Annotated in this window: 15 protein-coding genes and 3 pseudogenes; 5 read left to right on the top strand and 13 right to left on the bottom strand. The window is 68.6% G+C overall.

What is annotated here, in order from left to right:
* Positions 1 to 117: 117 nt before the first annotated feature.
* From CES90_RS03730 to CES90_RS03690, 9 genes are all read right to left on the bottom strand, one after another.
* Positions 118 to 540: a hypothetical protein gene (locus CES90_RS03730; RefSeq protein ID WP_189783053.1), complete on the bottom strand. Its 423-nt coding sequence runs from the start codon at positions 538 to 540 to the stop codon at positions 118 to 120.
* Positions 537 to 695: a hypothetical protein gene (locus tag CES90_RS03725; protein WP_189783054.1), complete on the bottom strand. Its 159-nt coding sequence runs from the start codon at positions 693 to 695 to the stop codon at positions 537 to 539. The genes CES90_RS03730 and CES90_RS03725 overlap by 4 nt, the downstream gene beginning before the upstream one ends.
* Positions 692 to 1,732, bottom strand: coding sequence for a DUF5131 family protein (locus CES90_RS03720; RefSeq protein WP_189783055.1), 1,041 nt, complete (start codon positions 1,730 to 1,732; stop codon positions 692 to 694). The genes CES90_RS03725 and CES90_RS03720 overlap by 4 nt, the downstream gene beginning before the upstream one ends.
* Complete coding sequence (locus CES90_RS03715) at positions 1,729 to 2,085, bottom strand: hypothetical protein (protein WP_189783056.1); 357 nt, start codon at positions 2,083 to 2,085, stop codon at positions 1,729 to 1,731. The genes CES90_RS03720 and CES90_RS03715 overlap by 4 nt, the downstream gene beginning before the upstream one ends.
* Positions 2,082 to 2,309, bottom strand: a complete 228-nt coding sequence (locus tag CES90_RS03710) for a hypothetical protein (RefSeq protein WP_189783057.1) — start codon at positions 2,307 to 2,309, stop codon at positions 2,082 to 2,084. The genes CES90_RS03715 and CES90_RS03710 overlap by 4 nt, the downstream gene beginning before the upstream one ends.
* Entirely contained in the window at positions 2,306 to 2,899 is a 594-nt protein-coding gene (locus CES90_RS03705; protein WP_189783058.1) for a hypothetical protein, read from the bottom strand. Before CES90_RS03705 ends, CES90_RS03710 begins: the two co-directional genes overlap by 4 nt.
* Entirely contained in the window at positions 2,896 to 3,246 is a 351-nt protein-coding gene (locus tag CES90_RS03700; protein WP_189783059.1) for a hypothetical protein, read from the bottom strand. Before CES90_RS03700 ends, CES90_RS03705 begins: the two co-directional genes overlap by 4 nt.
* 103 nt (positions 3,247 to 3,349) lie before the next feature.
* The gene (locus CES90_RS03695) at positions 3,350 to 3,619 is read right to left on the bottom strand and encodes a helix-turn-helix domain-containing protein (RefSeq protein WP_189783060.1); all 270 of its coding nucleotides are present in this window, start codon (positions 3,617 to 3,619) and stop codon (positions 3,350 to 3,352) included.
* A gap of 1 nt (position 3,620) precedes the next feature.
* Positions 3,621 to 3,866, bottom strand: coding sequence for a helix-turn-helix domain-containing protein (locus CES90_RS03690; protein WP_189783061.1), 246 nt, complete (start codon positions 3,864 to 3,866; stop codon positions 3,621 to 3,623).
* Between the two features lie 176 nt (positions 3,867 to 4,042).
* Between CES90_RS03690 and CES90_RS03685 the strand changes: the two genes are divergently transcribed.
* The 4 genes from CES90_RS03685 to CES90_RS03670 all read left to right on the top strand — a co-directional run bounded on the left by CES90_RS03685 (position 4,043) and on the right by CES90_RS03670 (position 7,558).
* On the top strand, positions 4,043 to 4,477 hold the full coding sequence (locus CES90_RS03685; protein ID WP_189783062.1) for a hypothetical protein: 435 nt from the start codon (positions 4,043 to 4,045) through the stop codon (positions 4,475 to 4,477).
* Between the two features lie 160 nt (positions 4,478 to 4,637).
* Positions 4,638 to 4,841 carry a hypothetical protein gene (locus tag CES90_RS03680; RefSeq protein WP_189783063.1) on the top strand — a complete coding sequence of 68 codons (204 nt, stop codon included), beginning with the start codon at positions 4,638 to 4,640 and terminating at the stop codon, positions 4,839 to 4,841.
* A gap of 80 nt (positions 4,842 to 4,921) precedes the next feature.
* On the top strand, positions 4,922 to 6,208 hold the full coding sequence (locus tag CES90_RS03675; RefSeq protein WP_189783064.1) for a tyrosine-type recombinase/integrase: 1,287 nt from the start codon (positions 4,922 to 4,924) through the stop codon (positions 6,206 to 6,208).
* 63 nt (positions 6,209 to 6,271) lie between these two features.
* Complete coding sequence (locus CES90_RS03670; RefSeq protein WP_229913806.1) at positions 6,272 to 7,558, top strand: MFS transporter; 1,287 nt, start codon at positions 6,272 to 6,274, stop codon at positions 7,556 to 7,558.
* A 366-nt stretch (positions 7,559 to 7,924) separates the two neighbouring features.
* Here CES90_RS03670 and CES90_RS03665 read toward each other — a convergent pair whose 3' ends face one another.
* From CES90_RS03665 to CES90_RS03650, 4 genes and pseudogenes are all read right to left on the bottom strand, one after another.
* Positions 7,925 to 8,764 (bottom strand): transposase family protein, encoded by an 840-nt coding sequence (locus CES90_RS03665; protein WP_189783065.1) that lies wholly within the window; start codon positions 8,762 to 8,764, stop codon positions 7,925 to 7,927.
* A gap of 52 nt (positions 8,765 to 8,816) precedes the next feature.
* On the bottom strand, positions 8,817 to 8,984 hold the full coding sequence (locus CES90_RS03660; protein WP_229913807.1) for a hypothetical protein: 168 nt from the start codon (positions 8,982 to 8,984) through the stop codon (positions 8,817 to 8,819).
* Between the two features lie 474 nt (positions 8,985 to 9,458).
* Positions 9,459 to 10,568, bottom strand: a pseudogene (locus CES90_RS03655) (IS1380 family transposase); the annotation flags it as partial.
* Between the two features lie 125 nt (positions 10,569 to 10,693).
* A pseudogene (locus CES90_RS03650) lies at positions 10,694 to 10,855 on the bottom strand (DNA-binding response regulator); the annotation flags it as partial.
* A gap of 224 nt (positions 10,856 to 11,079) precedes the next feature.
* Here CES90_RS03650 and CES90_RS49275 point away from each other — a divergent pair.
* Positions 11,080 to 11,205, top strand: a pseudogene (locus CES90_RS49275) (IS30 family transposase); the annotation flags it as partial.
* Positions 11,206 to 11,228 lie beyond the last annotated feature (23 nt).

Here is an 11,228-nt window from a genome sequence, read left to right as displayed (position 1 = left end):
AGGGTGTGCGGATGGGCGGGCCTCCGCCCCGCCGGGGGGTGGTCGGGGCGGAGGCCCTCGGGTGGCGCCCGGAGCTTGGGGGGAGGCTCGACAGGCGCCCGCTATGGGGGACGTGGGTCAGGCCGCGGGTTCGGGTTCGTCGCGATGCGCCCAGGCGGGCACGTGCGCGGGATCCCGGCGGGCCATTGGCGACAGGTGCAGCGGCACCGGCTTGATGCAGTGCTGCCGGATCTCGTCGACGCTCAACTCCTGCGTCTTCGTAACCGCGGTCTCGGCCTTGCAGGCGATGTCGAGGCGGCGCCGCAGGTCGTCGATCTGCCGCTGCATGCCGTCCACGACCTCGGCGTGCCGGGCGTCGATGCGGGCGATCACTTCGGCGTGAGCGAGGTCTTGGTCCTCGAGCTGAAGGCGGAGAGCCTGGATCAGGCGGTCGGCGCCAGCCCGCATGCCCTTCTGCCGTTCGACCTCGTCCACGGCGCGGTGCTTACGGGGCGGCCGGTCGAGCAAGCCGAGGCGGATGGGCAGCAGGCCGAGGTTCACCGGATGTCCTCCTTCAGGTGCTGGCTGGCGGCGGTTTCGATGGCGATCTGCGCTTCGAGCTCCAGGGCCCGGGCGGTGAGGCGGAGGTTGAGGAGTCGGATGAGCGCGTTGAACAGGCCCGCGGTCGGCGACAGGCGGGGTGGCGGGGCGGTCATGCCACAGCCGCGGGGAACTCGTCCCAGGTCCGCCCGTCCAGTTCTCGGCCGGCCTTGCCCTTGCCGACGCGTCGCATCTCCCAGCGGTGGCCGAGGTCGTCGATCGGGTCGCCGACGAGGACGTTGCGCCGGTCGGACGGGCGGCCGATGACCTTCCAATCCGTGGGCTGGTACTCGCCCCACTGCTTGAACAGGTAGGGCACGCCCGCCGCTTGGGCCTGATCCCGGATGCTGCGCGCCCAGTCAGGGCTCATCGGTCGGGCTCCGCGCCCGGACTCGCCGCCAGCGATGACCCAGCCGATCGGCTGGCCGTTCGGCCGTCCGTTGCCGGTGTGGCTGCCCGTCCAGTGGCCTTCGCGCCCGCAGTCCGGGCAGTGCTGCAGGAGAGGGCCGCTGTAGAAGCGTCGGCAGTCGGGACCCTGGCAGCGCCAGCTGGCGTGGCCTTCCGGCATCCATGCGGTGAGGTCGACCGGCCCGAGGAGTGGTTCGCACGACAGGAAGCGGACTGCAGCCGCCGTGTCGACGAGGGCAGGGATGCGCAGGTCGGCACGCTTCTGGTCCTCGACGCTCACGCCCAACCACACGTTCGGAAGCGGCCAGACGGTGTCGTACAGGGCCAGTGCGGTCTCCTCGTCAGGCGCGGCTTCAAGGAGACTCTGACCGCCGTCGATGAGGCTGCCGACCAGCGAGCGCATCCGGCCGTGCCGCTTCGTCAGCACCTGGTAGGTGTGCTGGGGTGTCCGGGCCATCACAGCGAACACCTGGGCGATGTACGAGTCGGGGATGTCCTTGTGGAACAGGTCGGACATCGAATTCACAAAGATCCGCTTGGGCTTGCGCCACTTCAGCGGCAGTGCCAGCCGCTCGGGGCGGAGGGTGACGTCGAAGCCGTTCTCGAAGTGGTGGCCGGGGATGCCGCGCCACCGTTCGGCGAACGTCTCGGCGTAGCAGTTGTCGCAGCCGGGCGACACCTTCTCGCAGCCGGTGACGACGTTCCACGTCGCGTCCGTCCACTCGATCTTGGAGGACTCGCTCATGCCGCCACCCGCCGTTCCTGCTGCTGCCAGGTGGTGAGCTGGTTCGTCTTGGCGTGCCACGTCTGGGCCTGGTTCCAGTCCGCGCCCGGGAACGCACCCTGCAGCAGGGATGCGATCTGGCGGGAGCCGCCCGGCGGGATACGCACGGGCTCACCGTTGGCGTCGAGGGCGCGGGCCACGAAGACGCGCTCCTGCGGGCCCTGCGTGTCCGTCCACACCGGGGCGAGGAGGATCGATGCGGCGGCCGGAGCGTGCTGGTGGAGCCGGTACGGGAGCCGGGAGTGGTGGCGTCGGCGCCGGGACGCGGAGGCCTTACGCGGCCGGGCGGGCAGGTGTTCGGCGACGAGCATCACGACGTCTTCTCCTTGGTCGTGGGGGTCCATCCGGGGTAGTCGGCTTCGCAGGAGCAGCCGTTGGGACAGGCGCAGGCGAGGGCGGCGAACGCGTGGTCGGCGGGGTCGAGCTGGTGCCGGAACTCGGCGGCGACACCGGCGGCCAGACGCTGGGCCGCGAGGGCCTGCAGGTCGGCCTCCAGACGCGCGAGCGGCACATCCAGGGCGGAGATCGGGCGGGTCACCGGGCCGCCTCCGCCGTCTCCCGGGCGGCGTCGTACACCGGCGTGAACTTGAACTCGCGGCGCCACCGGTAGCTGGGATCCGTCGACTGCGTCTCGCGCCACTCGATCGGGCCGTGGCACTTCCGCATCGGGTTGTGCATCCACTCGCGGCGGAATGCCTCCGCTCCGCACCCCGGGCAGATCACCAGCGGGCCGATCTTCGACTCGAAACGGTTCGCCTTGAAGGCGTCCTGCCGCTGGTACTTGTCCGGCCGCTCGAACTCCAGCGAGCCGTCCAGAACCTCGGCGCCGTCGAGCGACAGATCGGTGGGGTCGTTGCCCCAGTAGGCGAGGGCCTGGTCCTCGGTCTCGGCCTCAACCCAGATGACCCGGGTGACCGTCTCCGTGACGATGATCGGGAAGCTGCGCTCCATCACGCCCCAGGCGTCGCGGGGCGTCTGGTGGTCCAGCAGTTCCTGCACGTCCCAGTCGGGCTCGTTCGGCTGCAAGCGGGGCCAGTGCTGACCCAGGTAGCTGTGGTCGCCGCGGTGCTTCAGTTCCAGGTCGCAGTCCGCGTAGGTCTTGCCGGGGTTCGGCTCGCCGCACTTCATGCCGCACCGCCCTCGACTTGCTCGCGGATGCCTTCGGCGTCGCACGGCTTGCTGCCGCCGCGGCACCGGCACAGTCCGTCACGCGCGATGTAGTAGGCCTCCCCCCACGAGAGGGAGTCCTGCTTCTCGCCGACCGTCTTGAAGTCCTCGGCGACCTGCCAGCGGATGTCGCGCTCGATCTCGGCGCGGAGCTGGGCGATCAGTGCCTGCGCCTCGGCCGTCGTCCGCGTGGCGTGCAGCGTGTTCGTGATCTGCTCGCTGGCGGGGAGGGCTCGCTCGGCCTCAAGCTTGGCTCGGACGCGGGCCTTCGCGGCCTCACGATCAGGAGTAGTGGATGATGTAGGCATTGATCTGCCTCTTCTCTTCGGAGTGGTGAGGGGTGGATCGGCGGCTCTGTGGCCGCGGGGCCCCGGCTGCCGGTGACGGCCGACGGTTGGGGCTCAAAGCCGCTCAGGCGGCGAGGGAGGTGGGGCGCCGTCGGGCCGACCGGATCGGAGGGCCGATGCGGGTGCTGGCGTAGTAGGCGTCGAGGTCCTCGCGGCTGATGCGGATGGCGCCGCCCTTGCCTTCCTGGCTGGCGCCGAGTCGCTCGCTCCTGATGGCGCGCAGCACGGTGTCGTAGCTGCACTTCAGGAGCCATGCCGCCTCCGGGACACTGAAGAAGGGGGCGTTCAGGTCCTCCGGCTTGATGGGGGTGCGGGGGGACTGCTTGGTGGGCACGTCACTTCCTTTCTGGTGGGCTGTGGGGGGTGCGGAGGAGGTCGGTGTCGTTCGCGTCCAGGGCGGCTCTGAGGGCCTGGTAGTGGCCAGGTCTCATGCGGGTGCGGACGCCGCGTTCGAGCTTTCGCAGGTAGTTGGCGGTTATGCCGACTTGGTCTGCGAGTTGCTGGACTTCCATCCCCGCGTTCATGCGCTTGGTGCAGATAGCCGTCCCGTCCACCTCGAAGGTGGTTGGGGTCTGTGCCATGCGAAGAAGTTACCTACAGATGCCCACGCTGTCTAGGCATCTGGGTGCATCTGTTGAACATTTACACCGAAGGATGCCGACAGATGCCCACTGACCTGCGTAAAGAGGGGGTCTAGATTGGGCCTAAGTGCCTTACAGTCCTGGCTGGTCCCCGCCAGTCCTGCCAAGATGAGCCCATGCCCACCGCCGGAGAACGTGACTACGAGAGGCTGGCGACACTCGCCAGACGCCGCCGAGCCGAGCTCGGCCTTGCCCTGAACGACGTGAACGCCAAAGCCGGCGGCCTCTCCAACCGAACCTGGCAGCGCGTCGAGAAGGGCCTGGAGATCCGCGAAACCAACTACGTGAAGATCGACGGACTCCTTCAGTGGGCACCCGGCAGCTGCCTCCTCGTCCTCGACGGAGGCGATCCGGTACCCGTGGCCGACGCAGCGGACGCCCCCGGATTCCAGAAGTCACCCATCCCGCTGAGCCCCGACGAGCGCGCCGAGCAAGCACGGGAGGCCGTACAGCTCGCGCTGGTTGGTACGGCGAAGGGTGCAACAGCGGAAGAGATCCGCGCGTGGAGCGATCAGGCCGTGCAGGAGCTACGCAAGCGCGGACTGATCTAACCGAAGTTCACCCTAAAGAAGTACAACCATTTGCCTTTACTGGTTTGTTACACGTTTTCCACAGACCTCTTCGGTCCCAATCAGTCCCAACAAGCCCACGACATGGCAGAGTCGATCTAACGTCCTCGGAGGCTTCCCACAGGCGACATAAGGGGGAGCCATGCAACAACAAGGCGCACTCATAGTCGACTACGGGCCAGCGTTCGGCGGAACCGCCGCCCGCACCGACAAGGGGATCGTCTGCGTAGTACCGGTCCAGGCCCGCACCAGACCCGAACTGAAGGCACTGATGCGGGAGATGGTCACGGAGCTCGGCGGTGAATGCGGTCACTGCCCGAACTGCCCGCTCGGGCAGCAGGGCTGAGATCATGGATGGTGCGGAGAGCCCGGACGGTAGGGGTACCTGCCGGGCCCTCGCGCACCACAGCATCACGAGGGGCGGCCATGGCCAGACGCGCACAGGACATCTACGTCGAATGGCGCGGCGGCACCTGCCGCGTGAAGTGGTGGTCCGGCGAGTACCACGACGACGGCCGAAAGCGCTTCGAGTCCAAGGGTGGATTCACCGACGAGGACGAAGCCTTCCAGCACGGCCAGGACAAGCTGTACGAGATCCGCCACGGCACCCACGTCAAGAACCGTGACGGTGCCACCCTCATGTCCGAATGGCTCGACAGCTGGCTCGACGGCCTCGACCACGCGCATCTGACAGAGCAGAATTACCGGTCCATCGTCGAGACGCACATCCGCCCGTACTTCAAGAAGCGCAACGCCGCGGTCGCCGACATCGACGTCATGGCCTACCGGGCCTTCCGCAAGCACATCAATAGCGTGCTGAAGCCGAGCACCGCGAAGAAGGTCATGACGATCCTCGGCATGATCCTCGACGATGCGGTGCCCCGGCTCATCAAGGTCTCCCCCGTCGAACGCACACGGCGCCGCGGCAAGTACACGCGTAAGCCGAAAGAGCGTAAGCGCGACATGACAGCCGAGGCCGTAGAGGCGCTGGCCCGCAACGCGCGCACGCTGCTGGGTGCGTCCGGCTATGCGTTCATCTGGACGATGGCGATGACCGGGATGCGGCCGGCCGAGCTGTACGGGCTCACCCGCGAGTACTGCTATCCCAACTGGCCGGCCTCGGACCTCCGGTTGAACCCGGACGAGGAGGACCGCTACGAGGACGACGTGGAGCGGTATGGCAAGGGCGACGGTCTGATGCCCGCCATCCGCGTCGAACGCCAGGTGCAGTACCAGGACAGCGCGCTGACGTTCATGCCGCCCAAGTACGAGAGCTACCGCAGCCTGGTCATCCCGCCGTTCCTCGCCAGCCTGCTGGAGGAGACGCTCGCCGGCCACGACAGCAAGTGGGTGTTCCCGGCCCTCAACGGCAGCAGCCTGGGCGCCATGAACTTCTCCTACATCTGGTGGCGGCCGATCGCCGACGGGGCCGAGGAGCGTGTGGGGAGGCAGGCGCGTTGGAACCGGCCGGCGCTTCCGGCGGTGCCGTCGTTCGAGGGGAAGCGTCTGTACCTGGTCCGGCACGGGCACAAGGCGTGGCTGGACGAGGACGGGCACAGCCGGTATGCGGTGGAGGCCCGCATGGGTCACGAGCTGCCGGGCGTTGAGGGGACGTACTCATCCGTGACGGTGGCGATGGAGCGTGCCATCATGAAGACGTTGCAGGAGCGTTGGGAGCGTCTGCAGGAGCAGCTGCGGCGTGCGGAGAGGTAGCCGGTTTCCCACTTCTTTCCCAGTCGGGGGACTGGGATCAAGTGCCCCGCAGGTCAGCGCGATTTGGGGGCTCATTCCCTCAAGTACTACGACTTCTTCATCTACGGCAGCGCCGCCGCCCTGATCTTCCCGACGGTCTTCTTCGACGAGTCCGACCCGGCGACGGCGACCCTGCTGTCGCTGGCCACGTTCGGTGTCGCGTATGCGGCGCGACCGATCGGCGCGCTGTTCCTCGGGCACTTCGGCGACCGGCTGGGCCGTAAGAAGATCATGGTCTTCACGCTGATGCTGATGGGTCTGTCGACGTTCCTGATCGGCTGTCTGCCCACCCGTGACCAGGTCGGCACCCTCGCCCCGGTCCTCCTGGTGACCTGCCGGGTCCTGCAGGGCATCTCGGCGGCCGGTGAGCAGGCCAGCGCCAACTCCATGACGCTGGAACACGCGCCGGCCGACCGGCGCGGCTTCTTCACCAGCTTCACCCTGAGCGGTACGCAGGGCGGGCAGCTGCTCGCCACCCTGGTCTTCATCCCGATCGCCGCGCTCCCCGAGGACCAGCTGCTGTCGTGGGGCTGGCGGGTCCCGTTCTGGATGAGCATCGCGGTCGCCGTCGTCGGCTACGTCATCCGCCGCACGCTGGAGGAGACGCCGGCCTTCACCCAGCAGAGCGCGTCCGAGGGCGTCGCCAAGCTGCCGCTGGCCGTGCTGATGCGCGAGCACTGGGCGGACGTGCTCCGGGTGATCGCGGGCGCGCTGGTCGCCTCGGTGTCCACGATCTTCACCGTGTGGGCGCTGGCGTACGGCACGAGCGAGTCGGTCGGGCTGTCCCGTTCCTCCATGCTGTGGGTGGGCGCGCTCGCCAACCTGGTCGCCCTCGGCGCGATCCCGCTGTGGGCCACGCTCTCCGACCGCATCGGCCGCCGCCCGGTGTTCCTGACCGGCGCGGCCGGCAGCGCGGTGATGATGTTCGTCTACCTGTGGGCGATCTCCACCGGCGCCTACCCGCTGGTCCTGATCCTCGGCATCATCACCTTCGGTGTCGTCTACAGCGCGGCGAACGGCATCTGGCCCTCCTTCTACGGCGAGATGTTCTCCACCCGGGTCCGGCTGTCCGGCATGGCCATCGGCACCCAGATCGGCTTCGCCATCGCCGGTTTCGCGGTCACCTTCGCCGCACAGATCGCCGGCCCGGACGGCGACGACTGGTTCGCCGTGGCCCTGTTCACCGCGGCGCTGTGCGTCCCGCCGGTGCTGGCCGCCCTCACCGCCCGTGAGACGCACAAGATCCCGACCGAACTCCTCGGCGAGCGCGCACCGCGCGAGAAGGCCGACCGGGAGCGGATCGCGGCCTGAGTCCCGCCCCCGCCCGGCACGCGAGTCCCCGAGCACCCGTCGGTGCTCGGGGACTCGCGCGTCTCGCCTATCCGCGTGTTCATGCCCATTCCGCCCTGCAAGGCTTCGTCAAGGGTCGGTCAAGCGTTCGCACCGGACCCGCGGGCATCCCTCCTCCCACAAGGCCGAGAGGCCGACACAAGCAACGCGGGGAGAGATTCGGGGAAGATGATGTCTGTCGCAAGCGGGCCTCAGGGGATTGTGTCCGTCGAGTCCGGTCAATGAGCACGGTGCATCGTGAAAACTGCACGTCAGATGCCCTGGTGTGCGTAGGTGTCGGGAGGCTCGGGCCGGTCCGGAGCGGTAGTCCACCGACAAGATCATCCGTCAGCGGGTGACTTCCCGGTTCGTCAGCACCAGCAGGGCCCGCACCAGCGCAGTCGCCCACCTCGGATCCGTGCGGACCTTGCCGAGGACACGCCAGTTCTTGAGATGGGCGAAGCCGTGCTCGACCGGGGCCCGCACCGCGGCCAGCGCCTTGATGGACAGCTTCTGGCCACGGGTCAGGGGACGGTTGCGGGCAGCCTTGTAGCCTGTGATCACCGCCGGGTCGGCGTCCGGATCGGCATCGTGGAGTCCGGCGAACCCCAAGTCGGCGATGGCGCCGAGACCGGCCGCCCGCAGGTGAGCGGTGAGTTTGTCGTGACGGCAGGCGGTGATCTCCGAGGACCGTCCGGGCCGCACTGCGAAGACCCATTCCAGTCGGCCGCGGTCGTCGGTGAGAGCGATCACGAGCAGGCCGTGGCATTTGTGCTTGCCCGAATAGTTCTTCCCGTTCTCGGTCCCGGTGCGCCGCCGGGTGCGTATCAGAGAGCCGTCCAGCAGCACCACCCCGCCACCCTTCCGGGCGATCTTCCTCAGCGCGCGGTCCAGACGCGGGGCGCGGGCAGCCAGCAGACCGACGGCTTCCCGCACCCAGCGGGTGACGGTGGTGCGGTGCACCCCGTTGCCGCCGGCCAGATCGCTGGACCGCTGGTCACAGCGCAGGACCGCCAGCACGATCCCCGCGATCTTGCCCGCCGGCAGAGCCCGCCACCGCGAGCCGATCTTCTTCAGGTGGCCGCGTATCAGGTCGGCGAGATAGTTCAGGGTGGCGCTCGACAGCGGCAGGCGGGCGGTATAGACAAGGCCGTCAGGGCCCTCGGCGAGACTGTTGTCTCTCTTCACACCAAACTCAACTGCCCCCGGGGGCCCGCCGGTTACGCCCCCGCCCGCGCGGCTACGAACGTGCGATGAACCGCCCGTCAGGGCGCTTGTGCAGCCAGCCGCGGTCGGCGAGCTTGGTCATCTTCGCCCGCAGCGGCTCCAGCTTGCCGCGCACCGATGGGTCCAGGCCCAGTCGCTCGCCGACCGCCCTGACCTGCACCGGGCCGTCCGCCTCCCGCACGATCGCCAGGATCTTGCGGTAGTCGTCCGGCAGCGCACCCTCGTCGGCCGCGTCGCTGCGGGATCAGCAGTACCGCTCGCCCGGCCACGTTCGCCGACACCGGAGCTACCGCCTCGACATCGGCCTGGGCCAGCTCGGCCAAACGATTCAACACCCGCTCCGCGATCGCCAGTTCCTTCCGCTCGACCTGCACCTCCTGCAACTGCTTGGTCAATTGCTCGGCGAGGGCGTCCAGTTCGCTTCGGCGAGCGGTGATCCACTACCGCTCCTGCATCCCCACAGCCTCCCGCGATCTCATGGCGTGCCGACCTGCTGACGGATCGTAGGCGGGGGTCGGTCACGGGCGCAGCCGAACCCGGCAGACCGTCGGAACCGGACCCGCCCGATGATCTACGGCATAGTCATCAGCTGCCGACCGGCACGAGTACCCGAATAGTCACTCACACAAGACCCGTGACCTGCGTATTCACGACGCACGTTGCGCAGGCCGGTTGCCCGGGCGGTCCGGATCCGGTCCTCGGCCCGGGCCCGCAGCCGGTGACGGAGCTCGAGGGCGGCGATCTGCCGGTGGGGGGTGTTGGTCGCGAAGCATGTGATCCGCACGCCGTCCGCGTCCGTGATTCTCAACTGGGCGCCAGGGTGGGGCCGTTCCTTTCGGACGATCAGTCGCATGCCCTTGGGCCAACCGTCCAGGAGCTTGCCGGTGAGCTCGGCGACCCAGGCCCCGTCACGGGCCTGACCGTCGGTCTCGACGGCCGGTGTCCAGGCTGAGGCGGGGACCTTCAGCACGAGTTCGTGGATCGCTTCGGTGATCACCATGCCGACCGAGTAGGACAGCCATCGCCCCCGCTGGGCGAGCCAGGAAACGAAGTCGTGGGTGCCGCCCGCGGAGTCGGTGCGGATCAGGGTCTGCCGCCCTCGCCGGTAGTGCTTCGGCAGTTGAGCCAGGGCGAGTTGGGCGGTGGCGATGTGGTCGGCTGCCGTGTTCGAGCCCGCGTTTCCCGGCCTGAGGAGGGCGGCAACGGGCTCACCGGTTCCGCCCGGACCATGGTCGACGAAGGCCGTCAGGGGGTGATGGCCGTAGGTCTTCTTCCAGGTCGCGGCCGCGTCCTCCTTGTCGGAGTGGGCGATCACGAGGACGCCGTCGAGATCGATGACGACCTGGCCGTCGGCGTCCGGGGCGTTCGTGCCAGCCAATGACCAGGCACGATGGCGGACTTTGGACTGTGCGGACCGGATGGCCTGCAGGGCTTTCTCGCCGGAAGCGGCGAGGGTGTCGATCAGGCGGGAAATGGTCAGGTCGGAGGCGACCGGGCCGAAGACGGCCGGCTCGCACCGCAGCATCGCGACGTCCGCGAGGCAGTCCCCGCCCAGCGCGACCGCCAGGGCGACGTCCAGGAGGGCCTTGCCGGGATCGTGGACGGCCCGCGGTTTGCGCCACGGAGCCAGAGCCTGGGAAATGGCCTGGTCAAGACCGGTCTTGCGAACCGTTTCGACGAGCAGGACCGACCCAGCCTCGGAGACAACCTGGCGGCCGTCGTCCTGGCCACGGACGCGGGGGTAGGACCCGATAGAGTGCTTCACCTGGGAAGTGCCTCCGGCGGTGGCAGGAACAAGGACCTCGACAATCCTCATTCTTGCTGGTCAGAGGCACTTTCTGCTTTCCTGACCGCCTGCCGGACAGCCCGCTTCATGAAAGCGCGAGGCTAGAGCTCGCGCGGGGTCAGTCCGGACAGGTCTCGGTGGCTCCCGGCCGGGCGGGCTTCCTCGCGGTGGGCGAAGCGCTCGATCAGGCGGCGGGTGATCGTGGGCGCGAGCAGGGCGTCGCCGGACTGCACCAGGCGTACGGCGGCCACCAGGTGCCCGGGGGTGCGAGGCGTGGCCACCGGTCCCGGTCTGCCGGCGCCGGGAGACGAGTTGTCCGGTCAGGCACCGAAGGGTGCGACCGGCAGGTCGATCGGCGACGGGTAGACAAGCACGCGAAGCTCCTGGTGACTGCGGGTGATCTTGGTCGTGAGCCCGTCCACCAGGAGCTTCGTCGTTGAGTACGGCAGGGCATCAACCAGCTGACCGATCAGCAGGTGGGAAAGAGGTCACTGACCTTTCCCGCCATACCCGCGAGGAGCTGGACACTGTCGCCGCCGAACTCATCGGCCGCCCACGCAAGACGCTCGGCCGGGAAACCCCGGCCGAGCGTCTGTCCAAACCGCTCGCGGCCTGATCAACCGAACCTGTTTTGCAACG

Origin of the sequence: Streptomyces capitiformicae (assembly GCF_002214185.1) — a bacterium.
GTDB classification, from domain to species: domain Bacteria; phylum Actinomycetota; class Actinomycetes; order Streptomycetales; family Streptomycetaceae; genus Streptomyces; species Streptomyces capitiformicae.
This window is presented reverse-complemented; position numbering and strand designations above follow the sequence as displayed.

Excerpts from the sequence above, each read along its gene's own strand:
- CES90_RS03725 (WP_189783054.1), bottom strand. The coding sequence starts at position 695 with ATGACCGCCCCGCCACCCCGCCTGTCGCCGACCGCGGGCCTGTTCAAC.
- CES90_RS03685 (WP_189783062.1), top strand. The coding sequence starts at position 4,043 with ATGCCCACCGCCGGAGAACGTGACTACGAGAGGCTGGCGACACTCGCC.
- CES90_RS03705 (WP_189783058.1), bottom strand. The coding sequence starts at position 2,899 with ATGAAGTGCGGCGAGCCGAACCCCGGCAAGACCTACGCGGACTGCGAC.
- CES90_RS03680 (WP_189783063.1), top strand. The coding sequence starts at position 4,638 with ATGCAACAACAAGGCGCACTCATAGTCGACTACGGGCCAGCGTTCGGC.
- CES90_RS03720 (WP_189783055.1), bottom strand. The coding sequence starts at position 1,732 with ATGAGCGAGTCCTCCAAGATCGAGTGGACGGACGCGACGTGGAACGTC.
- CES90_RS03675 (WP_189783064.1), top strand. The coding sequence starts at position 4,922 with ATGGCCAGACGCGCACAGGACATCTACGTCGAATGGCGCGGCGGCACC.
- CES90_RS03700 (WP_189783059.1), bottom strand. The coding sequence starts at position 3,246 with ATGCCTACATCATCCACTACTCCTGATCGTGAGGCCGCGAAGGCCCGC.
- CES90_RS03690 (WP_189783061.1), bottom strand. The coding sequence starts at position 3,866 with ATGGCACAGACCCCAACCACCTTCGAGGTGGACGGGACGGCTATCTGC.